Origin of the sequence: Streptomyces sp. NPDC051582 (assembly GCF_040681715.1) — a bacterium.
Taxonomy (GTDB): Bacteria; Actinomycetota; Actinomycetes; order Streptomycetales; family Streptomycetaceae; genus Streptomyces.
Map to the genome: position 1 here is coordinate 1 of NZ_JBFAZJ010000039.1, position 22,136 is coordinate 22,136.

At 70.8% G+C, this 22,136-nt stretch carries 20 protein-coding genes; 9 read left to right on the forward strand and 11 right to left on the reverse strand.

Translation table 11 applies throughout. From position 1 onward, the window contains the following. Positions 1-89 precede the first annotated feature (89 nt). Entirely contained in the window at positions 90-755 is a 666-nt protein-coding gene (locus tag AB0M92_RS34230; RefSeq protein WP_366106259.1) for a response regulator transcription factor, read from the reverse strand. After that, positions 752-1,687 carry a HAMP domain-containing sensor histidine kinase gene (locus AB0M92_RS34235; protein WP_366106320.1) on the reverse strand — a complete coding sequence of 312 codons (936 nt, stop codon included), beginning with the start codon at positions 1,685-1,687 and terminating at the stop codon, positions 752-754. Before AB0M92_RS34235 ends, AB0M92_RS34230 begins: the two co-directional genes overlap by 4 nt. Positions 1,688-1,968: 281 nt before the next feature. On the opposite strand from AB0M92_RS34235, the gene AB0M92_RS34240 reads away from it, so the two are divergent. Together AB0M92_RS34240 and AB0M92_RS34245 are read left to right on the forward strand one after the other, a co-directional pair. Then, a complete protein-coding gene (locus AB0M92_RS34240; protein ID WP_366106260.1) occupies positions 1,969-2,439 on the forward strand; it encodes a TrkA C-terminal domain-containing protein in 471 nt (156 codons plus the stop codon). 7 nt (positions 2,440-2,446) lie between these two features. Next, on the forward strand, positions 2,447-3,697 hold the full coding sequence (locus AB0M92_RS34245; protein WP_366106261.1) for a cation:proton antiporter: 1,251 nt from the start codon (positions 2,447-2,449) through the stop codon (positions 3,695-3,697). Between the two features lie 265 nt (positions 3,698-3,962). Here the strand turns inward: AB0M92_RS34245 and AB0M92_RS34250 are convergent, their stop codons facing one another. The 3 genes from AB0M92_RS34250 to AB0M92_RS34260 all read right to left on the reverse strand — a co-directional run bounded on the left by AB0M92_RS34250 (position 3,963) and on the right by AB0M92_RS34260 (position 5,810). Beyond that, positions 3,963-4,763, reverse strand: coding sequence for a maleylpyruvate isomerase N-terminal domain-containing protein (locus AB0M92_RS34250; protein WP_366106262.1), 801 nt, complete (start codon positions 4,761-4,763; stop codon positions 3,963-3,965). Positions 4,764-4,838: 75 nt separating this feature from the next. Further along, positions 4,839-5,228: a hypothetical protein gene (locus tag AB0M92_RS34255; protein WP_366106263.1), complete on the reverse strand. Its 390-nt coding sequence runs from the start codon at positions 5,226-5,228 to the stop codon at positions 4,839-4,841. A gap of 36 nt (positions 5,229-5,264) precedes the next feature. Then, positions 5,265-5,810, reverse strand: coding sequence for a winged helix-turn-helix domain-containing protein (locus AB0M92_RS34260; RefSeq protein ID WP_366106264.1), 546 nt, complete (start codon positions 5,808-5,810; stop codon positions 5,265-5,267). Positions 5,811-5,867: 57 nt separating this feature from the next. Here AB0M92_RS34260 and AB0M92_RS34265 point away from each other — a divergent pair, with 57 nt between their 5' ends. Further along, positions 5,868-6,773 (forward strand): S41 family peptidase, encoded by a 906-nt coding sequence (locus tag AB0M92_RS34265; RefSeq protein WP_366106265.1) that lies wholly within the window; start codon positions 5,868-5,870, stop codon positions 6,771-6,773. A 93-nt stretch (positions 6,774-6,866) separates the two neighbouring features. On the opposite strand, the gene AB0M92_RS34270 is transcribed toward AB0M92_RS34265, so the two are convergent. The 4 genes from AB0M92_RS34270 to AB0M92_RS34285 form a co-directional block, all read right to left on the reverse strand. Further along, entirely contained in the window at positions 6,867-9,062 is a 2,196-nt protein-coding gene (locus AB0M92_RS34270) for a SpoIIE family protein phosphatase (RefSeq protein WP_366106266.1), read from the reverse strand. 122 nt (positions 9,063-9,184) lie between these two features. After that, positions 9,185-10,228 carry an aldo/keto reductase gene (locus AB0M92_RS34275; RefSeq protein ID WP_366106321.1) on the reverse strand — a complete coding sequence of 348 codons (1,044 nt, stop codon included), beginning with the start codon at positions 10,226-10,228 and terminating at the stop codon, positions 9,185-9,187. 240 nt (positions 10,229-10,468) lie between these two features. Beyond that, positions 10,469-11,113, reverse strand: a complete 645-nt coding sequence (locus AB0M92_RS34280) for a hypothetical protein (RefSeq protein ID WP_366106267.1) — start codon at positions 11,111-11,113, stop codon at positions 10,469-10,471. Positions 11,114-11,316: 203 nt separating this feature from the next. Further along, entirely contained in the window at positions 11,317-11,769 is a 453-nt protein-coding gene (locus AB0M92_RS34285; protein ID WP_366106268.1) for a MarR family winged helix-turn-helix transcriptional regulator, read from the reverse strand. A gap of 104 nt (positions 11,770-11,873) precedes the next feature. Between AB0M92_RS34285 and AB0M92_RS34290 the strand changes: the two genes are divergently transcribed. Next, the gene (locus AB0M92_RS34290; RefSeq protein ID WP_366106269.1) at positions 11,874-12,287 is read left to right on the forward strand and encodes a DUF1398 family protein; all 414 of its coding nucleotides are present in this window, start codon (positions 11,874-11,876) and stop codon (positions 12,285-12,287) included. 68 nt (positions 12,288-12,355) lie between these two features. Here the strand turns inward: AB0M92_RS34290 and AB0M92_RS34295 are convergent, their stop codons facing one another. Together AB0M92_RS34295 and AB0M92_RS34300 are read right to left on the reverse strand one after the other, a co-directional pair. Then, on the reverse strand, positions 12,356-14,053 hold the full coding sequence (locus tag AB0M92_RS34295; protein WP_366106270.1) for a sugar-binding protein: 1,698 nt from the start codon (positions 14,051-14,053) through the stop codon (positions 12,356-12,358). 410 nt (positions 14,054-14,463) lie between these two features. Next, positions 14,464-14,838 (reverse strand): amphi-Trp domain-containing protein, encoded by a 375-nt coding sequence (locus tag AB0M92_RS34300; protein ID WP_366106271.1) that lies wholly within the window; start codon positions 14,836-14,838, stop codon positions 14,464-14,466. 411 nt (positions 14,839-15,249) lie between these two features. Between AB0M92_RS34300 and AB0M92_RS34305 the strand changes: the two genes are divergently transcribed. The 5 genes from AB0M92_RS34305 to AB0M92_RS34325 all read left to right on the forward strand — a co-directional run bounded on the left by AB0M92_RS34305 (position 15,250) and on the right by AB0M92_RS34325 (position 21,953). Further along, positions 15,250-16,674 carry a hypothetical protein gene (locus AB0M92_RS34305; RefSeq protein ID WP_366106272.1) on the forward strand — a complete coding sequence of 475 codons (1,425 nt, stop codon included), beginning with the start codon at positions 15,250-15,252 and terminating at the stop codon, positions 16,672-16,674. After that, entirely contained in the window at positions 16,671-18,134 is a 1,464-nt protein-coding gene (locus AB0M92_RS34310; RefSeq protein ID WP_366106273.1) for an MFS transporter, read from the forward strand. Before AB0M92_RS34305 ends, AB0M92_RS34310 begins: the two co-directional genes overlap by 4 nt. A gap of 105 nt (positions 18,135-18,239) precedes the next feature. Beyond that, positions 18,240-19,502, forward strand: coding sequence for an MFS transporter (locus AB0M92_RS34315; protein WP_366106274.1), 1,263 nt, complete (start codon positions 18,240-18,242; stop codon positions 19,500-19,502). Further along, on the forward strand, positions 19,499-20,512 hold the full coding sequence (locus AB0M92_RS34320; RefSeq protein ID WP_366106275.1) for an NDP-sugar synthase: 1,014 nt from the start codon (positions 19,499-19,501) through the stop codon (positions 20,510-20,512). The genes AB0M92_RS34315 and AB0M92_RS34320 overlap by 4 nt, the downstream gene beginning before the upstream one ends. A 118-nt stretch (positions 20,513-20,630) precedes the next feature. Further along, a complete protein-coding gene (locus AB0M92_RS34325; RefSeq protein WP_366106276.1) occupies positions 20,631-21,953 on the forward strand; it encodes an AMP-binding protein in 1,323 nt (440 codons plus the stop codon). Positions 21,954-22,136 lie beyond the last annotated feature (183 nt).

Sequence of the window (22,136 nt, forward strand, 5' to 3'; positions counted from 1 at the left end):
CCGTGAACGTCTCCACCCACACCGGCTCAACCCGCAACACCCCACCCATACACGGAAAATGCCCGGAACTCAGCCTTCTGCAACACCCTTTAGGGCTCGATCAGACCGACACGGATGGCGTAGCGGGTGAGTTCGAGGCGGTCGCGCAGGCCCAGTTTCTGGAGCAGGTTGGCGCGGTGTCGCTCTACGGTCTTGGGGCTGATGAAGAGGAGGGCGCCGATCTCCTTGGAGCTGTGGCCTTCGGCCACGAGCTTGAGGATCTCTTCCTCCCGTTCGGTGATGGGCCTCTCCGGGATCGGGCCGCCGGTACGGGCGCGGTCGAGGTAGGTGCGGATGAGGGTGGTCTCCGCGCCGGGATAGATGAACGGTTCGTCGCGCAGTGCGGCGCGGCAGGCTTCGACGAGGTCGCGGTCGGCGACGGACTTGAGGACGTAGCCGCAGGCTCCGGCGCGCAGGGCTTCGAAGAAGTACTGCTCGTTGTCGTACATGGTGAGCATGAGTATGCGCAGGCCGGGTCTGGTGCGGGCGAGTTCGCGGGCGGCTTGCAGACCGGTCTGGCGGGGCATCGCGATGTCGAGGACGGCCAGGTCGACGTCAAGTCTGCGGGCCTCGGCGACGGCTTCGGCTCCGTCTGCCGCTTCGGCGACGACGGTCAGGTCGGGCTCGGCATCGAGGATGAGGGGTACGCCCCGGCGGACCAGGGTGTGGTCGTCGGCGAGGAGTATGCGGGCGGGTCCGGGGCCGGGCTGGATCATCGGGTGGCCCTCGTGGTGTCGGTGATGTCGATTCGGACCTGGGTGCCGCCGTGGGGGCCGGCGCCGATGAGCAGGGCGCGTTCGCGCATCCCGCGGATGCCGGCGCCCTCCGGCGCCTCACCGAGGCCGTGTCCGTTGTCGCGGACCAGCAGACCGACGCCGCCGCGGGACAGGGGGCGCAGGTGGACCTCGACGCGGGTGGCGCCGGAGTGCCGGGCCGCGTTGGTCAGGCCTTCCTGGGCGACGCGGTAGAGGACGAGTTCGGCGGCCGGGTCCAGGTGGGGCAGGCCGGGAGTGATGTGTGCGGTCACGCCCAGGCGCGGGGTGGTGAACTCTCCGGCCAGGGAGCGCAGCGCACTGTGGAGGCCGAGTTCCTCCAGGACGCCGGGGCGCAGGCGGCGGGCGATCCTGCGGATCTCGTCCAGGCTGGCGCGGGTGGTCTCCTGGGCCTGGTGCAGGTCTGAACGGACCGGTTCGGGGGCGCGGTCGGCGGCATGCTTGAGCTGGAGGAGGACAGCGGTGAGGGTCTGGCCGATCTCGTCATGGAGCTCTTGGGCGATGCGCTTGCGTTCGGCCTCCAGCGCGGTGAGCACCCGGCCACTGCTGGTGGCCCGCTCGGCTTCGAGCCGGTCCAGCATCGCGTTGAAGGTCCGGGTGAGTTCGGAGACCTCCCCGTCACCACCGACCGTCGGGCGGGTGGCGGGCCTGAGGAGGTCCGCGGTGGCCATCGCCCGGTTCAGACGGGCGAGCGGGGCCAGGCCGACCTTCAGCAGGACCGCGTTGACGACCAGCATCACGGCCAGCCCGCCGAGCAGCACGAGGGCCTCCCCGAACAGGACCGGCGTGGAGACGGTGACCGGGCCGAGCAGCAGGGCCACCGCGACGGCCAGGACACCGGCATTCAGGAGGAAGATCCGCCAGTACAACGACACGGCCACACACCTCTCCAGCCGGTCCCCCAGCATCCTCCACGGCCGCCCGGCCGCCCCGTCCCCAGGTGCTGTGACCTGCATGGAACCTAGTTCTCCGCCCCCATCCTCACGCTGGTGAAGGCTGCTGTCCATCCGTGCCGGCACCCATATTTCGGACACGTGAAAAGTGGCACGATGGGCCCGCCGAGCGGCCCTTCTCCTGCCCGAGACCGACTGTCCGCCGCGGCGGCGTCACGTACGAAAGCGAAACACGAGGGGGGACAGCTGTGCCTGCTCCACGGATGAGCACCACGCCACTGCCCGGCATCGGGGTCCAGTACGACCTCACGACCCGCGGGCACCGACACCTGTCCGTGGTCGCGCACCGGGACGGCACCCGGACGGTGAACCTCTACCGGGCTGACGACCCCGATGCCTGCGCACAGTCCCTGCACCTGACGGGTACGGAGACGGCCTCGCTGATCGACGCGCTGATGCCGGCCCACCACAGCCCCAACGTGCTGCACACCACCGGCCTGGGCCTGGTCGCCGAGCGGATCGAACTGTCCGGGCACTCGTACTGGAACGGCCGGGTGCTGGGGGAGACCCGGATGCGGACCGAGACCGGCGTTTCGATCGTGGCCGTGCTGCGCCGGGCCGAAGCCCGTCCCTCTCCCGCGCCGGACTTCCGGCTCGCCGGCGGGGACACCCTCATCGTGATCGGCACCCGCGAGGGCGTGGACGCCGCCGCCGCGATACTCGGACGGGAGTGAGACGCCTGTGCACTCCGCCGTGTTCTTGACCGAGTTCGGTGCGATCATCCTCGGCCTGGGCCTTCTGGGCAGACTCGCCGGCCGCTTCCACTTCTCCCCGATACCCCTCTACCTTCTGGCCGGCCTCGCCTTCGGCACCGGCGGGCTGCTGCCGATGGGGGCGAGCGAGGAGTTCGTCGCGATCGGCGCCGAGATCGGCGTCATCCTGCTCCTTCTGATGCTGGGTCTGGAGTACACGGCCAGCGACCTGGTCTCCAACCTCAAGACCCAATATCCGGCCGGGTTGGTCGACTTCGCCCTCAACGCGGTCCCCGGAGCCGTGGCCGCCCTCCTGATGGGGTGGGGTCCGGTGGCCGCCGTGGTCCTGGCCGGCGTCACCTGGATCTCTTCCTCCGGTGTCATCGCCAAGGTCATGGGCGACCTCGGCCGCGTCGGCAACCGCGAGACCCCCGTCGTCCTGTCCATCCTGGTCCTCGAAGACCTCGCCATGGCCGTCTACCTGCCGATCATCACCGCCCTCCTCGCCGGCGTCAGCCTGGCCGCCGGCAGCGCGACCCTGGCCATCGCCCTCGGTGTCGCCGGAGCGGTCCTGTTCGTCGCGGTCCGCTACGGGCGCCACATCTCCCGCTTCGTCTCCAGCGACGACCCCGAGAAGCTGCTGCTCGTCGTCCTCGGCCTGACGCTGCTCGTCGCCGGCATCGCCCAGCAGCTCCAGGTCTCCGCCGCGGTCGGGGCCTTCCTCGTCGGCATCGCCCTCTCCGGCGAGGTGGCCGAGGGCACCCACACCCTGCTCAGCCCGCTGCGTGACCTGTTCGCGGCCGTGTTCTTCGTCTTCTTCGGCCTGCACACCGACCCCGCGAGCATTCCGCCCGTCCTGCTGCCCGCGCTCGCGCTCGCCGTGGTCACCGCGGGTACGAAGATCGCCACCGGCTACTGGGCGGCGAAGCGGGCCGGCATCGGGGTCAAGGGACGCTGGCGGGCAGGCGGGACGCTGGTGGCCCGCGGCGAATTCTCCATCGTCATCGCCGGCCTCGCCGTCACGGCCGGCATCGAACCCGCGCTGGGCCCGCTCGCCACCGCGTACGTCCTGGTCCTCGTGGTGATCGGGCCGCTGACCGCTCGCTACACCGAACCCGTGGCCGCCCGGATCGGGCGCCGCCGCACCCCTGCGGGTCCCGTCCCGGCCAAGGCGCCCTTCCGGCCCGGATCCCCGGAGGGCCTCAAGGCCGAGGCCCAGGATCCGGCCGGCCGCACGTGAGCGTGGACTCCCGGCCGGCAGCCCGGGGCTGGATTCCGTACCGGGGGAGGGCTCGAATGACTTCTCGACGAGATCGGGACGAAGGCAGTCGCGTCGCTTCTCGTGATCGCTGGGACGGAGACATTCGCACTGCCCTCCGGTTGGAGGGTCGGCTTGGTGACGCCCCGAGGCCGCCTCGCGGGTTCGAGCCCGGTGCCGCGACTGACGAACCTGGCGAAGAACCGTGTCTTGCCGGTTCGGGGCGCGGCCGACCGACCCCTGCGTCCTACTTCTCCTCCGGCTCCCAGGCGCGGAGCAGGTCGAGCAGCCCTGCGTCTCCGTCAACGTGCAAGGAGTCGGCCTTGACCCGGTCGTACAGGTAGAGGACCAGTTCACTGGCCGTGCCGTGGACGGAGGCGCCGGCTGCGTCCGAGTCTTCGCCGGTCGCGGCGGTGGGCACGGGGATGCGGGTGGTGCGTGCGCCGTCGCCGTCGACGGTGAGGCGCCAGGAGCGGCCCTCGGCGGCGTGGAAGTCGAAGGCCGTGGGTTCGTGCGGCCAGGCACTCGGCGTTGCGCAGACGGTGAACAGGAACTCCTCCACACCGTCGAGTGCCAGCTCGACCGGCAGCGGCCGCGGGGCGCCCGCGGCGAGCTGGGCGTCGTAGGTGTGCACCGCGGTCTCCTGGACCCGGTGCCGGGCGGTGCCGCCGGCGGTCTGCGGTGACTGCGACGCGGGCCACCACGTCCAGCAACCGCTCTCCGGTCCCGCCGCCCGCAGGGCGCTCAGCAGAAGCTGCGTCGACGCGTCCAGCCAGGCCAGCAGGGCCTCACGCTCCTGCGGCACTTCCAGTGCGGCGCGCGCGGCGACGGCCTCGGCCGGGGGCGCACCGGCGGGCCCCGCGCCGACGATGGCGGCCCAGAAGCGGTCTCCCCCGCCCAGGTGCTTCACCAGATCGAGCAGCGACCACCCGGGGCAGGTCGGCACCGGTGCGTCGAGACCGGGCGCGGCGGCGACCACGGCGCGGAAGGCGGTCGACCGCTCATCGATCAGTCGCAACAGGTCGGGGAACTCAAGATTCTTTTCCACGCCGGATGTCTATCACCGTGCTCCGGTGATCGGACAGCGATTTTCACAGTCGCCGCCTGTTGGCCACTGCGGAGGTCACGACGGCGGGGGAGGACCGGCCAGGCGGGCGAGGACCTTGGCGTACACCATGGTCGCCGCAGCGGTGACGGTTGCCAGAGTTGCCAAGGCGAGGACGCCCAGGAGCGAAGGCCACTGCCGCAACGCATAGCTGCGGCAGACCCGTTCCTGGGAGGCCGACTCGAACAACGGGCCCCGGCACACACTGCCCGGCCCTTGATATGACGGTACGTCGGGGCCGTAGTCGGCAAGCATCAGGAAGGCGAACCATCCCCAGACGGCCATGGCCAGGAGCATCCACGCGATCGACCATCGCTCGATCCGGAGCGCGTCTCGGGTCGCCGTCTGCGCACCACCTGGTGCGGTGCCTGCGGGAACGGCTTCCGGAGCCGCTTCGTGGGCTGTCATTCTTCCCCCTCCTGTGTTCAAAGAATGATCATCAGTTCACCACACCCGTCGGCGCACCCCCGCCGGCCGGGCCTGCTGATAGAGAGCCACCAATACGCCGTGCAGGGGCTGGCCTTCTGCGTCTTCCTCGGCCTCGTCCACCAGTCTGGCGAGTGCCTCGCCGAGTTCTCTCGCCTTCGTGGGGTCGAGGCGCAGATGGCGCAGCGTGAGGTGGGCCTCGGCGGGTGAGAGGTCCAGCTCCTGGGCGAACGCGGCGAGCATCGCGGCGGTGCCCGCCGCCCGGGGTTCGGCGACGATCATGTGGCGCGCCGTGCGCTGGTAGTACTGCTCGGTGCCGCCGCGGACCTGACGGGTCTCGGCGATGTGGACCAGTCCGGCTTCGCGGAGCACTTTGAGGTGGTGGGCCACGTTGCCCTTCTTCGCGTCGAGCTGCGCCGCAAGCTGGCTGGTGGTGGCAGGCCGGTGGCCCAGGGCGAAGAGCAACCGCTGACGCAACGGGTGGGCGAGTGCCGCGAACTGCTCGGGCGCACCGATCTCCAGGACATCCTCGGGAGGCGGCAGATGGGGAGGCTGATCGTGCATACCGAAAGTGTCTAAACTCATTGACGCTTTCGCAAGGGCGGTGCTCTACTCCCTGCCATGACGACTTCGACGAAGCTTTCTGCGGCCCCTGTCATCGACGAGACGGCACGGCTCCTGGTCGAGAACTATGTCTTCCCCGACATGGCGGAGCAGCTCGCAGGCCTGCTGCAACGACGCCTCGCCGAGGGCGCCTATGACGTCGACGAAGCCGAGGAGCTCGCCCGGTTGGTCACCGCGGACCTGCAATCCGCCAACGGCGACCGGCACCTGAGGCTCAAGCACCACGCCGACCCGGTGCCCCCGAAGAAGGGGGCGGCCACCTTGGAGGCCATGCGCCGGGACTTCGACACCTCGCTGGGCGGTGCACCGCGGGTGCAGCTGCTCGACGGAGGGGTCGCCGTGGTGGAGCTGGCCCCGATGCTGTTCCCGCTGGAGTGGGCCGCCGAACCGCTGGGCGCCGCGCTCACCCTGGCCTCCCGCGCACGGGCGCTGATCGTCGACCTTCGCGGCAACCGCGGCGGCGACCCGGACACGGTCGCCTTCGTCTGCAGCCACCTGCTCGACGAGCGCACCCACCTCAACACCATGCACTGGCGAGGCGGCGAGACCGGTGAGCAGTCCTGGAGCCTGCCGCACGTTCCGGGCGCCCGCTTCGGTGGCAGCAAGCCGTTGTACGTGCTGTCCAGCGACAGCACCTTCTCCGCCGCCGAGGAGCTGGCGTACGACCTCCAGCAGCTCGGCCGCGCCGTCATCGTCGGCGAGCGCACCCGTGGCGGCGCGCACCCGTGCCAGGGCTGGACGGTGCACCCACACCTTGAAGCCACCGTCCCCGTCGGCCGCGCCGTCAACCCCGTCTCCAACACGAACTGGGAGGGCACCGGCGTGCAGCCGGACGTCCCTTGCGCCGCTGCCGACTCGCTCGACCACGCACACGAGCTGGCCCTCGCCCGGCTGGCGGGCTGATCCGGTCCGGATGCAGGACCGGGTTCGCCATCCTTGCGCAATCGGGTGGCAGGCGAGCCGGAGCCCCCGAGCCCGATGTGCGCCTGGGCACCGTCAGGTGTGCCTCCCCTCCTGGGCGAAGCGCAACAGGAGCAGGGCGATGTCGTCGGTACGGGGGGCTCCGCCGCGGGCTTGGCGAATGAGGTCGTCCGCCAGCGTGCCCACCGGGTGACGTTCGTGGGTCGCGGTGATGCGGGCGGCGACGGCCGCGATGCCCTCCTCCAGGTCCTCGCCGGGAACCTCGACCAGCCCGTCGGTGTACAAGGTGAGCAGGGTTCCCGGCTCGAACGGGATCTCCAGGGTCGTGTACGAGGCGTCCGGGTCGATGCCGAGGAGCAGTCCGGGTGGCAGGTGGAGCATCCTCGCCGGGCCGCCGGCATGGCGCACCAGCGGAGGCGGGTGGCCGGCCGTGGCCAGGTGGGCGGTTCGGGCCGAGAGGTCGATGTGGGCGTACACGCAGCTGGTGAAGAGACCGGGTTCGAGGTCGGTCAGGAGCCGGTTGGTGCGGGCGAGGACCTCCGCCGGGCGCTCGCCGGCGGAGGCGTGTACGGCCGTGCGGACTTGGCCCATGAGGGCGGCGGCGTTCACGTTGTGGCCCTGGACGTCGCCGACGGCGACCGCGACGGTGGTGTCGTCGATCCGGATGAGGTCGTAGAAGTCGCCGCCGATGTCGAACCCGTGCGCCGCCGGCAGGTACCTGGCGGCCACGTCGAGCTGTGGGACGTCCGGTAGGGCGTGCGGCAGCAGGCCGGTCTGCAGGCTGTGGGCCAGCTGGTGGGTGGAGTCGTAGAGGCGGGCGCGGTCCAGTGCCTGGGCGATGAGTCCGGCGAGGGAGGTCAGGATCGCCCGTTCACCGGGGGCGAACGCATGGGGACGCGCGTAGGCCAGGATGAGGGTGCCGATGGGCCGGCCGGACGCGATGAGGGGCAGGAAGGTCCACGCCGCCATGTCGTCCCCGATCACGACGGCCGGGAAGGCGGCCGCGAGCTCGCCCGCGTCCGCGAAGAACAGCGGCTCGCCCGTACGCAGGCCATGGGTGCTGGCCGTGTGGATGCCGAGCGGGATGCCGTCGTAGCGGGCCATGAGCTCGGCCGAGTAGCCGCGGAAGCCGACGATGCGCAGGCGCTGCTCCTCGGCCACCAGAAGGGCCAGGGCCTGGGCGCCGAGCGCGGGGACGAGCAGGTCGGCGGCGTGGTCGACGACGTCGCTGGCGTGGACGGCCTCCGTGAGGGCGGCCGCCAGGTGCATGAGCTGATAGAGGGCGGTGGCCCGGCTGGGAGAGGGTTCCGCGGGGGCGGCCGTGGGCGGGGCGAGCGGCGGGACGGGCTCGTCGGTGGTGACCGGGGTGATGCGGACGCTGATCCCGGTGTCGTCCGGGTAGAGGTCGAAACGCAGGTAGCGGCCGATCGGGGGCGCGGCGATGAAGCTGCGCGGCAGTCGGCTGATCGCTGCGGCCCGGTAGTGGTCCTCGATGACGGGGGTGTCCATCCACGGCAGCGCTTCCCAGGGGAGCGCTCCGCGCAGCCGTGAGACGGGTGCGCCCAGCAGCTCGGCGGCGTCGGTGGTGATGAAGGTGATCGTGCCGTTCAGATCGAGTGCGCAGTTGCCTCCGGGCAGTCGGCGGATGAAGGCCATGGCGGCGGCCGCCTCGGACGGTCCGGGCGTGGGAGGGGGAGGCGGTCGAAGCATGACCGGGTGCACCGGCGGATGGACGGGGTGTCCGGCGGCGTCGGCCCGGCGCAGGTGGTTCGCGAGACGGCCGCAGGCCGAGTCCACGGCGTCGCGTTCCCGGTCGGTCAGACGGGGAGCGTGGGAGCCGGGCCACAGGAGGACGAGACCGGCCCCGGTCGGCTCCGCCGCCTCGGGCGCCGGGTCGGGGACGAGCGGGGCGGCGGCGAGGGCGAAGTCGTACGGCAGGACGAGGCCGAGGCGCGGGTAGCGCCGGGCCGTCTCCTCCTGGCCGCCCAGCCAGACGAACCGCCCCTCGCGGACCGCATCGGCCACCGGGATGGAATCGTCCATGACGACCCGTGACCAGGGCAGCGCGAACTCACGGGCCAGCCCGAGGGACATCGCCAGATGCAGGACGCGCCGGGTGGGGTCGGGCAGGTAGAGCATCCCGATGGACGCCCCCGCGGCCGCACAGGCCCGGACCAGGGCCTCGCCGAGCGCCCGCTGATCGGCCCCCTCGCCGCCGTCGGCGGGCTCGGGCGGCTCGGCCCCCTGGTCACGCCCTGGAAGGTGTCGCACCCGTCCATGGTCCCCCCATACCCTGCCGACGCGCCGGTACCGGGCCCGCCCGGCGAGCCGACGCGGACGCATTCCCGCACAACGACGAACAGGGTGTCGTCGCGCGAACGGAACGACCTGGCTCAGCGGTCCCCGACGGGCCGGCGGCGCAGGGCGGGATCCGTGAGCGCGACGGGCTGCCAGGCGCCGTCAGGGTGGTACAGATCGGTGCCCGGCGGCACGATCTCGTCGATCCGGTCCAGGGTCGCGTCGTCGGGTACCACCGACACCCCCTTCAGCAGGGATTCCAGTTGTTCCATGGTCCGCGGCCCGATGATCACCGAGGTGACCGCCGGGTGCACCAGTGGGAAGGCCACCGCCAGTTCCGGGAGGGTGCAGCCGAACTCCGATGCCACCTCGATCAGTTCCCCCGCGGCAGCCAGCTTGGCAACGTTCCCCGGAATCGCCGGATCGAACCGTGCGGGCGTCAGCGCCGCCCGGCCGCGGCTGAGGTCGACCTCCAGACCGGCCCGGTACTTCCCGCTCAGGAAGCCCGAGGCGAGGGGGCTCCAGGTCAACACCCCCATGTCGTAACGCCGGGCGACGGCGAGCACGTCCCGCTCCACCCCGCGCGCCAGGATCGAGTACGGCGGCTGCTCGGTCCGGAACCGGGGCAGGCCGCGCCGTTCGGACACGTGGTGCGCCTCGGTGATCTCCTCGGCCGGGAAGGTGGAGCAGCCGAAGGTCCGGATCTTGCCCGCGCGCACCAGGTCACCCAGTACGCCGAGGGTCTCCTCGATGTCGGTCCGCGGGTCCGGCCGGTGGACCTGGTAGAGGTCGATCACATCGGTGCCCAGCCGGGTCAGGCTGTCCTCCACCGCCCGCGTCAGCCAGCGCCGGGAGTTGCCACCGCGATTGCGTCCCTCGCCCATCGGGAAATGGCCCTTGGTGGCGAGCACCACATCGTCCCGACGCTTTCCGCGCAGCGCCTTTCCGACGATGGTCTCCGACTCTCCGGCCGAGTACATGTCCGCGGTGTCCACGAAGTTGATGCCGGCGTCCAAGGCCGCGTGGATGATCCGTACGCAGTCCTCGTGGTCGGGGTTCCCGACCGCCCCGAACATCATGGTGCCCAAGCACTGCACGCTCACTTCGAGCCCTGTTCCGCCCAGGAATCTGTATCGCATGGTCATACGGGCGGACCCTATGACCTGGAGTGCGCTCGAACGCAACCTCCACCGGCACTCGACGGCGCCCTCGCGGGGGCCGACGCCGGGTCGAGGGGCACCCGCAGCTCGATCCCGGCGGGGCGGCGGCGGCTCCGCGAGGGAGGAGCGGCGCGCCGGCTTCCCGTGTGGCATGCGCGAGCGAGGGCTGACGCCCGACGCCGCCACCGGCCGATCCCGCGACTGCCCCTCCCCGCGTCGTCAGGGGGCGTTGAGGCCGAATACCTGGCGGCTGCTGTTGCCGGCGCCCGGGCTGTTGATGTTGTTGTTCGTGGTGACGTTGTTGAACATCGGGAGGACGCCGCTGAGGTTGACGGGAAGGATCGACCCACCACCGTCGCCGCTGTCGCAGTCGGCGCCGGGAATGTTGGTCAGGTCGCTCACCGTGGCGCCGGCGCGGAAGTCGCCGAGGTCGGTCACGCTGGCCGTGTTCGTCACCGTGCAGGGAGCATCGGACGCGACATCGACGGTGACCTCGATGGTGTAGCTCGACCCCGGCGGCAGCGCGCCGGTCATGCAGTCGGTCCTGTTGGGGGCGCTGTCCGTATTGCAGCCGAGGGACGTCCCGTCAGGGAAGCTGATCTGGTCGATGCCGACGACCTGCAGTCCTTCCGGATAGCTGTCCGTCATGCGCGTCCCCTCGGTGCTGGTGGGCTGATCGCCGGAGTTGGTGACCGTGATCCGATAGACACCTTGCCCGCCACGGGGGAAATCGCCGACATGGGTCTTCGTGATGGTCAGTTGAGCCTGGGCGTGAGCGGGGGTGGCCCCCACGGCGATCGGCAGAGCGATGCCGAGGACCGCGCCCAGGGCAGCCGTGCGCTTCCGCAATTGGTTCATGGCCATGATGGATCCATCTCCAGTCGGATGAAGGTCACGAGGGACTCCTACACACCCGGGAACTCTCCGACGGTCAGAACGATCACGGGAGCGGCTGCCACACCACCCGATCGCCACACCCGGATGGCGGCAACGTCCACATGCGGAAGGAGTCCTCCCGGGCGGTGTCGGGCTCCTCCGCCGTCAGGGCCGCCTGACCGGGGTCGAGTTCAGCCCGGCGGGATCCGCCCGTCGGCCTCATGGCGGTGCACCTGTTCGATGATGCGCCGCAGCAGCGTACGCGCACGGACGATCTCGTCGACGGGGATGTCGGCGGTCAGCGCGCGGTGGACTTCGGCGGCGCGGGTCGTGATCGTGCCCAGCACGCGCTGCCCTTCGGCCGTGAGGGTCAGCAGCGGCGAGCCGCGGTGATCGGGGTTGGGCTGGAAGACGGCCAGGTTCTCGCGGACGAGATCGTTGGCGACGCGTTGCACCCCTTGGCGGGCGATGCCGAGGCGGCGGGCCGCCCTGGCCACGGTGAGGGAGTCTTCGCAGACCACGCTCATCACCTGCCATCGCGCCTGCGTCTGCCCCTCTGTCGCGGCAATCGCCTCGCCCGACCTGCGCAGCAGCCCGGCCGTTTCGTACACGTCCGCGACCAGCAAGGCCATCTCGTCAGGCATGCCAGCTCCCCCGTCAGAAAATTGACAACATGATGTCAGTGCGTAAAGTTGTTGTCATTATATGAGACCGGTGCCCCGCAGGCACCCCGAACCCCGGAGGGCCGATGAACACCGCAATCACGAAGCTGGAAGCAGCGCTGGGCCGAGCGGCCGCCGTGCGCCCCGAGGTCGGCGGTTTCCCGTACCTCGCTGAAGCCCTGCGCCAGGCCGGGGTCGCTCGCTGCCGGATGGCCGTGCCGTCGAACGCCATGCTGTATCTCACCGACGCCGGGCCCGTCGCCGTCCAGGGCGAGCCCCTGGTCACGGGAATGGTCGACGTCATGGCGTTCGACCGCGAGGCGCTCATCACGGCACTGCGCGCCGACCAGGCCGGGGAGACCGCGTTCCCCGAGTTCGTCCGGAATTGCTGGACGGCCGGCGTCGTCTGGTACGACGTCGACCTGAACGCACGGAACTGCACCTATTACGGCGCCGACGGTGACAGCTACACCGAGACCTACCCGACCGTCGAGATCTGACGCGCCCCGCTCGCGCAGCCGCCACCCGTGCCCGGTGTTCCGACCGCGGGGCGGTGGGCCGTGGAGGGTCAGGCCGGGCGGTCGCCTGCGGCCAGTGGGACGCCGGTGCGGCGGGACTGGGCGAGTGAGGCGGGTGAGTCCTGGCTCCTGGGGGCTTCGAGCGGGATTTCGGCCGGGCCGGCCGGGCGGCCCGCTGGGGTGTACCCGGGCAGGAGCAGGGCTCCCCATGCGTAGGGGTCGGCCTGGGCGCTGCCGAAGGGTGCCCAGGCGAGCCTGCTCTGCCCCGTCTTGTCCTGGGTGTCGGAGTCGTAGACAAGGAAGTTCGCGCGCAGGCGGGCGGGGTCGGCGGTGGCGGGCAGATCGCCCAGGGGGATCTTCACTTCGACGGTGTATCCGGTGTACGGCTGGGTGAGGGTGGAGGCAGCCGTCATGCCGGGGGCCGTTCCGGCGGCCGGGCCTTGGCGGTTGTCGCCGTCCCGTCCGGCGCACGGGCCGCCCCGGCCGGCGGTGTAGGGAAGAATGCCGGTTTTGAAGGTGGTCGAGGTGTCGTCGGAGGCGCCGTCGGGGTCCAGGTCGATCTCGACGGAGTCGGTGCGCCAGTGGCGTTTGCAGTCACCTGCCCCGTCCAGCGCGGCGCCCTTCTTGTCGTCCGTGACCCGCATCAGGACGTACAGGGCGTCCGCGTGGCGGGAGAGGTGGATGGCAGCCGAGCAGTCGGCCGGCGTCGCGCACGTGCCGCCTTCCCAGTGCCGCAGCACCAGCCGTGGTCCCGGGTACTCGCCCGGTTCCGCCTTCCCGTCCACGACGGGAGCCGATGCGACGGCCGGCACGCCGGTGGCGGGGTGCGGCGGGTAGGCGGGTTGTGCGTCGTTGGCGAGCCACGGCATGCCCAGCTGCCGTGCCCAGTCCCTGAACTCGGCGTACAGCGGAAGCAGCCCGCTCTGCTCACGCACCGGCGCCCTGAGGGCCTCGCCCTCGCGGGCGAGCACGGTGAACCACTCGCACGGCAACTGCTCAGTGGGCGTGGTGACGGTCGCCGGCAGGGCGCCGAAGCCCTGGGAGGTGTAGGTGCGCGCCGCGTCGCGTTCCACCTGGGCCCACGTCGTGCCGGCACGCGAGCGCACGCCGCTCCAGTACCCCTGGAGCGGCAGGCCGGTGTGCGGATCCCGTGCCCCGTCCGTGGCGCAGTCGGGTCCCACCGGCCCCTTGAACCCCCAGTTCTGGGTCAGCAGCGTCGCGGGCTGCCACGGCTCGTACCCCTCACGGGAGATCTGCTCGGGGAATGCGGCCGGGTCACCGGCCAGCCGGAACGCCTCGACCGCCAGGCGTGCGGCCTCCTGGTGCCCGCCGTGCTGGTTGAAGGGGCGTACCTCCATGGTCACCACCGTCGAGGGGGTGGTCGCCCGGATCAGCCTCACGATCCGTTCGAGCGTGTCCGCAGGCCGCGCAGCCGCCCCGTTCCAGACTTCGGCGGTCAGCGGAGCGGACAGCGTGTACCAGAAATCGGGCTTGTCGAGGTAGAAGACGTTGCGGATTCCGACCGTGCCGACCGCCTTGCGTTCCTCCGTCTCCCGCAGGAGCCCGAGCTCAGCCCCTTCCTGCGGGCCGACGGCGTTGCCTCCGCCCTCGCCCCGGGTGATGGTGACGACGCCCGTGCTCAGCCCTTCGCGCTCCCTCAACTGGCCGAAGGAAGCCAGGGACTGGTACTCGTCGTCGGGATGGGCCCCGACGAACAGCACGTCCGTATGGGCGGTACTGCGGTTCACCGGGGGCGCGTCATGCCGGCCCGCTTCGGCCCGAGCGGCGGGCCTTTGCAGGGCCAGGGCGGCACTCAGCACGAGTACGGCGGCTCCGGTCGGTGCAGCGCGCCGCCATACGTGTGAAATCAAGGAACCATTCCTCCTGGGCGGTGCTGCCGTTCGTATCCCCGGACGACAACGCGAGAGCGCAGGCCCCGGACACGGGCCCGAGCCTGCGTCGTTGGTGTCGGTATCCCGCCGGCTCCTCGCCCTCGGCGGTCACGGCGCTGGGCGCCCGCGCCGCCGCCCCCGCGCGAAGAGCATGCGTACCCCGGGTGGTCTGGCGGCCCAGCCGCCCGGGTTACGAAAAGTGACTGATCGAACGTCGAACGTGACGGTTTCGGTGAACGGCGCACGATCAATGGCCGACCCGGCGATCACGGCGCTTTCGCCGGGCCGGATCGCTTGGCGCTCTTGCTCCTGCTGGTACCGACGCTGTTCCGGACGGGTGCGGCGGTGGGCGCGGCCTTGCGCCGCGGGGTCTTTTCGCCGTTCTCGACCGGGTGCCGTGGAGCTGTCCGGCTCGGTGTGGTCGGCCACTTGAGCTCGATCTCCAGCTCGATCTGCCCGTCACCCACCTCGACTTCGATTTCGCTGCGGAGGTCGTCCGGGATCCGCAGGCTCAGCTTTCCGGGGCCGAGTTCCAGTTCGCCGTCCCCGCCTTCTCGCAGCATGGCCGCGAGTGCCGTGAGCTGGTCAGCCGCTTCAAAGCGCGTCAGCGCGCGCTTCTGTTCAAACTTCATGTCCGTCATGGTCGTTTCCAATCCGGAAGGGAGAGCGCATGAAGTCCATTGTGAGGCCATGTGCGGGATCGGACATCCTCGTGCCGATGCCGTCGGCGTTGCCTGGGCGCAGGGGCAACGGGCAACACCTTGATCGGCCGATCCCCGGCGAACAGGCTGTCCGCAGAGTCCGCACTCCGGTACGGGCGCGGGAGCCGGGGGTGGTTCTCGTACCGCATCCGCCGGCCGGCCTTCGCGCCGGCCGTCGCCGTCGCCGTCGCCGACACGGTCTTCGTCTCGTTCCGTCTGCTTCCTCCGGCTCGTCGGCACATCTGACGAGCGAGGCGACACCCTCGGCTCCGCCCCCACTCCGCCCGCGGCCCCCGCACCGTACGACAACCGCCGCTTCGGCGTCGGGAGCGAGAGAAAGGGATCCCACACATGGGTCGAACCACCACGGTATTGCTGATAGGAGGCTCGGGGCACTGGGCCGGCCGGGAGAACCATGCCCCGGCGCTGCTCGACTTGCAGAGGTCCGGACGGCCCGTCCGCACCGCCGTCATCTGCGACCCGCGCAACCCGGAGAAGCGCGCCCGGGAGCAGGACATGGCGCCGCTGCGCGAGCTGCTGTGGAGGGACTCGCCGGAGTGGCTCAACCCCGACGGACTCGACCGTACGGAACTGGCGGCCGTACTGGACCGCGCCCACGCCACCCACCGCTTCTCGCTGGCGATCATCGCCTGCAACCCCGTCCACCACCGCGACTACCTGCTCTGGGCGGTCTCCCGGGGCATCAGCGTCCTGTGCGACAAACCCCTGCTGGTCGCCGAGGGTGCCGCGTACGAGCCGGCGGCAGCCGAGCGGATCATCGGCGGCTACGCGGAACTCGACCGCGCGCTCACCCGGGCCCGCGCCGCGGGCACGGGACGGGTCCACCTCGCCATGCCGCTGCGCCGGCGGGCCAATGACGTCTACCGGTCGATCGCCGCCGACATCTCCGAGATCCAGCGGACGCGGGGGCAGGGCATCACCTCGATGCAGCTGATCAAGAACGGAGGCCTCTTCCGGCACCCGGAGGAGTACCTGTTCGGCGATGCGCACGGGTACCGCAGCGGTGTCGGGGCGCTCTCCTTCTCCAGCTACCACTACATCGACCTGCTGGCCTGGTACCTGGAGCTGGCTCCCGGGGAAGCGACGACGGTACGGGTGACCAACCCGTACGTACGCAGGGTCGGCGAGTTCCTGCGCACCCGTCAGGCCACCGTCCTCGCGGAGCTGGTCGACGGCCGGGCAGGGGTGCGGATCCCCGAGCTGCCGCCCCAGGTGCTCGCGGCCGAGGCCGACTTCGTCTTCAACCTGGAACTGATCGGGCGGGACGGCCACAAGGCCGGACTGGTCTCCTACGCCTGCCACTCGAACACCTACTCCCACCGCTCCGTCGGCCTCCAGGAGTTCGACCGCGACAACCGGCAGCCGTTCCGCGAAAAGGGACGGATGTCCCAGTTCACCCTCGACATCAACCAGGGCAGCATCCAGCACATCGGAGTCTTCAAGAACGACGTCGTCGGCGAGGACTACCGGATCCGTGTGCAACGGCGCCGCAATCCGGTGCTGGCCGACGAGACCTACGTCGAGGAGGTGTTCGACAACGCCCACGCGGGAAGTTCCGTCACCCCGCAGGACGTCCTGCACGCCATGGTGGGCCTGGCGAGCGGTGAGGCCGCCCCCGCGCAGGTGGCCGACCGGATCGCCTTCTTCGAGGACCAGCGGCTGAGCCACCACCTCTTCGGCACGTTCTACGAGCTCATCGCCGCGAACGCCGAGGGGGTCGGCTCCCCGGAGCGCTTCGTAGAGCTGGCCGGGTGACCAGGGGGCCTGTCGGTCGGCGGCGGGGGCTCGTGGCGGCGCTGCTGCTGGTGATGTTCCTCGCCGCCATGGACAGTGCGGTGACGGCCGCCGCCGCCCCGCAGATCGTGGCCGATCTCGGCGGCGCGAAGGCCTTCGGCTGGCTCCTGGCCGCGTACGTCCTGGCCGCGACCGTGTCCGTGCCCCTGTACGGGAGGCTGGCCGACTCCCACGGACGGCGGCCCGTGCTCATCGGCGGGACCCTCCTGTTCCTGGCCGGCTCCGCGTCGTGCGCCGCCGCGTGGAGCATGCCCAGCCTCGTCGCCTTCCGCTTCGTCCAGGGCCTGGGAGCCGGTGCGATCCAGGGAACCGTGCAGACGGTCGCGGGCGATCTGTACGAGCCGCACGAGCGCGGCCGCATCCAGGCGGCGCTCGCGGCGGTGTGGAGCGTCGCCGCCCTGGCAGGTCCGGCCGTGGGCGGCGCGCTCGCCCAGTACGGCCAATGGCGGTGGATCTTCCTGCTCAACCTCCCCTTCGGCCTGACCGCGGTGTGGCTGCTGGCACGCCGTTTTCCCCCGGAGGAGGCGCGGCGCGGGTCGAGGGCTGCGAGCGGCCCGGCGGACTGGCGCGGAGCCCTGGGCCTCCTGCTGACCTGCGGGGCGCTCATGACGCTGCTGGCCCGGGGCGGTAGCGCCCGGCCCTGGCTCTCCGTACGGAGCGGAGCACTGCTCGCCGTCGTCGTGGCCCTGGCGCTGACCACCGTACGCATCGAACGGCGGGCCGCCCGGCCGCTGCTGCCGGGCTGGGTGTGGAAGCGGCGCGAACTGGCGATCCCGAGCCTCGTCCTGGGACTTGTGGGCGTGGTCATGGCGGCGCCGCTGCTCCTGCTGCCGGCCTACGCCCAAGCGGCACAGGGGCTGAGCCCTGCGGCCGGCGCGGCCGTGCTGGCCGGAATGACGTTCGGCTGGCCGACGGCTGCCGTCTTCAGCAGCGCCGTGTACCTGCGCATCGGGTTCCGCGCGACCGCACTGGCCGGCGCGGTGACCGTGACCGCCGCCCTCGTGGCCACGGTGTCGCTCACCCTCGTCGGCGCGCCCGTCGTGCCGTTCGCCGCGGCTTCGACGCTGCTCGGCATCGGCTTCGGACTGCTCCAGCCGGCGCTGCTCGTCGGTGTCCAGGCCGCCGTCGCGTGGGAGGGCCGGGGCGCCGCGACGGCGAACCTGATGTTCTGCCGGGAGATGGGCCAGAGCCTGGGGGCGGCCCTGTTCGGGGCCCTGTTCAACGCCGCCGGGAACCAGGGCATCGCGGCCGCGGCCGCGGCCGACTGCGCGGCCGTCTGCGGCGACCGGGTCGCCTCGGGCCTGCGGTACGCGTACTTCGCCGGCGCGGGCTGTGCGGTCGCGATGGTCCTCCTGCTGCTGGCCATGGAGCGGTCGTTGCCAGCCGTTGCCTGGCGGCAGGGGCAACGGGCAACACCTTGATCATCCATTTCACGTCGAACAGGCTGTTCACAGAAGCCGGAACACCGGAAGCCGGAACGTCGGCGGGTCCGGCAGCAGCCGGGAGTCAGGGAGAGGAGGTGCGGCATGGCAGTCGGATGGACGGAGCGCTTACTCGGCGCCGATTGCGGTGTGCCGCCCGCGCTCGCCCTGGGTTCGGTCACCACCGCCATCGGGTCGGGGGTGTTCGCCGCCGGCAGCGCCGTCTTCTTCACCGGGTACGTGGGGTGCAGCGCCGCGCAGGTGGGTCTCGGGCTCTCGGTGGCCGCGCTGATCGCGTTCGCCGCGCAGGTGCCCCTGGGGATGCTGGTGGACAGGATGGGCTCCTGGCGCTGCTGGCTCGCCGCGGTGCTGCTCCTCGCGCTGCTCTTCGCCTGCTATCCGGCGGTCACCGGCTTCGCCACCTTCCTCGTGGTCGTCGTCGCCTGCACGCTGTGCTCGACGCTGGGCGGCCTGAGCCGGGGCCGTTACATCGGTGACGTCCTGGACAGGCAGTCGAGGGTCAGGGCCAGCGCCCGCATCCGGGTGAACGCCAACATCGGCACGGCCCTCGGCATGCTGATGGCGGCGGCCTGCCTGGCCGTCGGCACGCGAGAGGCGTACATCGCCCTTCCCGTCGTCAACGCGGCCAGCTACATCGTCGATCTGGTCCTCATCGGCTTCTTCATGCCGCGGACGGAGCCCCTGCCCCGTGGTCGGGCCCGGACGGGGAAGGCGGCGCTGCGGGACGGCCCGTTCCTCACGCTGACCCTGATCAACGGCATCATGATGGTGAACGACACGCTGTTCGGCGTCGTGATACCGCTGTGGGTGCTGCGGCGGACGGACGCGCCGCACGCCACCATCGCGGCCCTGTTCCTCCTGAACACCGCGCTCGTGGTGTGCTGTCAGACACGGGTCGGCCGCAGTGCCGAGAAGATTCCCGGCGCTGCCCGCGCCCAGCGGAGAGCCGCCTACGCCATCGCCGGCTCCTGCGTGGTCTTCGCATCCACCGGCGGCACCTCCGGATGGCAGACGCTCGGCCTGCTGGCCGCCGGAACGGTGCTCCTGACGGCCGGGGAGCTCCTGGAGGCCGCTGCCGCCTGGGGGATCTCGTACGGGCTGGCACCGGACGACCGCCGCGGTGAGTACCTGGCGGTGTTCGGTCTGGGACCCCAGCTCATGGACGTCGTCGGCCCGGTCGCACTGACCGGCCTGACCCTGGCCTGCGGAGCGGCCGCCTGGCTCGGCATCGCCGTGGTGGTGCTGGGCGCGGGAGCGGCCGTCGGGCCCGCCGCGGCCTGGGCGCAGCGGCGTACGGCTGCGACGGCGGAACCACCACCCCACCACGTGAGACAGGACGTCCAGTGAAGGCATTCATCCTCGCGGCCGGACTTGGCGAACGGCTGCGCCCGTTGACCGGGGCGCTGCCCAAGCCCCTGGTCCCGGTGTTCAACCGGCCGGTCATCGGTCATGTGATCGACGCGCTCTTCGCCGCCGGCTGTACCGAGATCGGCATCAACGTCCACGCCTTCCCCGAGAAGATGACGGCCTATCTGACGGAGCACAGGGAGGACGCGGACCGGCTGACGCTCTTCCACGAGGAGGAACTGCTCGGATCGGTCGGCACGATCCGGCGCTGCCGGGAGTTCTTCGCGGACGGGCCCGTACTGGTCACCTGTGCGGACATCATCAGCACCACCGACTTCGCGGCCCTGATCGAGCAGCACATGCGGCGCCGGCCCACGGTGACGATGGCGGGAGTCCCGGTCACGGCGGACTGGAGCGGCGATTACGTCGAGACCTCCGACGGGATCTCCGTCCGCTCCTTCTCCTACAAACCGGGCAGACCCGTCGGTGATTCGGTCACCGGCTGCTACGGAACCTGGATCGCCGAACCGGGACTCCTGGACGGCGTCGCACCCGAGGCGTTCGACGTGTCGCGGGACGTCCTCACCGCGCTGCCGTCGGGCGCCAGGACGATGGACGTCTTCGAGGACGACCGGGTCCGGCTCTGCGACGTCGGGGAGTACGAGCTCCTGCACCTCGCGAACACCAAGGGGATCGAGGGCGTGTTCCGGACCGACCACCGGGCCCGGGAGGCCGCGCCGGGCGTGTACGACCAGGGCGACACCGACCTGCGTCCCGCTGCCGGGCTCAGGGGTCCCGTGCTGCTGGGCCGGGAGGTCGTGCTCGGCGAAGGCTGCGAACTGTCCGGCCCGCTGGTCGTGGGCCACCGGGCGGTCATCGGCGCCGGTGCCAGGGTCGTCGACAGCGTGCTCCTGCCGGGGTGTGCCGTGCCCGACGGCGCGGTCGTCGAGCACACCGTGTACGGCGATCCGGCGGCCGTCTGGCCGGCCATGGTGGCGAACCTCTTCTAGCGAACGGCCAACAGCCAACGGCCAAGGGCCGAGGGCCAACTGCCAACAGCCAGTGGCCAACAGCGAACCCCGACCCCGTCCAACCGCACCGACCATGCACGAGCCGTGGGGAAGTTCCATGATTCCGACAACCGACGATGACATACAGGCGAGTTACCGGGCGGTCCTCGCATCGACCGCGGCGCAGGAAGCGCTGCTGGTCGACCGGATCAGAGCGCTGTCCCGCTCCGAAGAGCAGCCGCAGGAGTTCGCGGAACGCCTTGCCGCAACCCTCGCGCGGGCGGTGCGGGACGTCCCGGCGTACCGCACGGTCGGACTGTCCGGCGAGGACTTCGACGACCCGCTGGCGGCGTTGGCCCGCTTCCCGCTGGTGGACAAGAGCGACCTCAGGGACCGGCTGGCGGACTTCTGCAGTGACGACATCGACCCCGACGAATGCCGGTTCGGCACCACCTCCGGAACCACCGGCATGCCGCTGAAGGTCATCCACAGCCTGGACTTCATCGCGTCCGAGTACGCGGCCGCGCTGCGCAGGAACCGGGAGTCCGGGCTGCCCGGCCGGCGCCGCATCCTCATGCCGATGAAGACCGTCCCCCTCCCGTGGACCGAGTACGAATCGCCGGCGAAGGGGTATTCCGTCGTCGCCGAATTCGGCACCGCGGCCTACGAGGACCGGGCCGAACTCCTCGAACGCGTCCGGAAGTTCGATCCCGACGTGGTGTACGGGCACCCCTCCGACTGCGTGGCCCTGGCGCAGGCCCTCGATGCGGCCGGCGTCGGCGTGTCTCCCCGACTGGTGGCGACGTTCGGGGAATACGTGTCCGCCGCAGTGCGGGGATACCTTGAAACCACTTTCGCCACGGCGCGGGTCATCGACTTCTATGCCATGTATGAATTCGGCAACATTGCCGTGCAATGCCTCCATGGTGCCTACCATGTGGAGGACAAGGTGTATGTTGAAGTAGTCGATTCGGACGGAAATCCGGTGGCTCCGGGAATTTCCGGAGAAATTGTCGTCACCGGTCTTCACAACGACGTTATGCCGCTGATAAGGTACCGTACAGGTGATCTTGGAGCGGTAATTTCTCCCGAATGCCCCTGCGGGAACCTGAGTCAGGTGATCACCGGCCTGGTCGGCCGCGGGACCGGAATCGTATCCTTCGCGGACGGTTCCCAGGTCAGGCTCAGCGGAGTGACGCGAATTCTTCGCCGCTACCCTCTCCTGCGATTCCAGATCGCCCGGGAATCCGAATCGGAATTCACGGTCCGGATCCAGCCTTCGCCGGACTTCCAGGACGAGATGCTTTCCGGGATGCGTGATCTCCTGACCCGGGAACTGGCCGACCGGTCCGTCGCCCTTCGTATCGTCGGACCGGATGAATTCCTCCCGGACGGCAGGCGCAAGACCGTCGACTACCTCGACCTGCGCCCCGCGCACTGAAAAAGCTTGCGGAAATCCCACGATTTCCGCGCCGAACGCCGGCCCCGACCCCTTGGGGAGCCGGTACACCCCATCCGAGGACAGAAAGGAGGTGTACACCATGACCAAGCTCGACGCGATCAAGAAGATCCAGGAGATGCGTCTCTGGGAGAGCCGGATCTGATCCCGCTCACACCGGGCCGG

Excerpts from the sequence above, each read along its gene's own strand:
- AB0M92_RS34305 (WP_366106272.1), top strand. The coding sequence starts at position 15,250 with ATGGGTCGAACCACCACGGTATTGCTGATAGGAGGCTCGGGGCACTGG.
- AB0M92_RS34265 (WP_366106265.1), top strand. The coding sequence starts at position 5,868 with ATGACGACTTCGACGAAGCTTTCTGCGGCCCCTGTCATCGACGAGACG.
- AB0M92_RS34285 (WP_366106268.1), bottom strand. The coding sequence starts at position 11,769 with ATGCCTGACGAGATGGCCTTGCTGGTCGCGGACGTGTACGAAACGGCC.
- AB0M92_RS34255 (WP_366106263.1), bottom strand. The coding sequence starts at position 5,228 with ATGACAGCCCACGAAGCGGCTCCGGAAGCCGTTCCCGCAGGCACCGCA.
- AB0M92_RS34290 (WP_366106269.1), top strand. The coding sequence starts at position 11,874 with ATGAACACCGCAATCACGAAGCTGGAAGCAGCGCTGGGCCGAGCGGCC.
- AB0M92_RS34300 (WP_366106271.1), bottom strand. The coding sequence starts at position 14,838 with ATGACGGACATGAAGTTTGAACAGAAGCGCGCGCTGACGCGCTTTGAA.
- AB0M92_RS34315 (WP_366106274.1), top strand. The coding sequence starts at position 18,240 with ATGGCAGTCGGATGGACGGAGCGCTTACTCGGCGCCGATTGCGGTGTG.
- AB0M92_RS34230 (WP_366106259.1), bottom strand. The coding sequence starts at position 755 with ATGATCCAGCCCGGCCCCGGACCCGCCCGCATACTCCTCGCCGACGAC.
- AB0M92_RS34240 (WP_366106260.1), top strand. The coding sequence starts at position 1,969 with ATGAGCACCACGCCACTGCCCGGCATCGGGGTCCAGTACGACCTCACG.
- AB0M92_RS34280 (WP_366106267.1), bottom strand. The coding sequence starts at position 11,113 with ATGGCCATGAACCAATTGCGGAAGCGCACGGCTGCCCTGGGCGCGGTC.
- AB0M92_RS34325 (WP_366106276.1), top strand. The coding sequence starts at position 20,631 with ATGATTCCGACAACCGACGATGACATACAGGCGAGTTACCGGGCGGTC.
- AB0M92_RS34260 (WP_366106264.1), bottom strand. The coding sequence starts at position 5,810 with ATGCACGATCAGCCTCCCCATCTGCCGCCTCCCGAGGATGTCCTGGAG.
- AB0M92_RS34275 (WP_366106321.1), bottom strand. The coding sequence starts at position 10,228 with ATGCGATACAGATTCCTGGGCGGAACAGGGCTCGAAGTGAGCGTGCAG.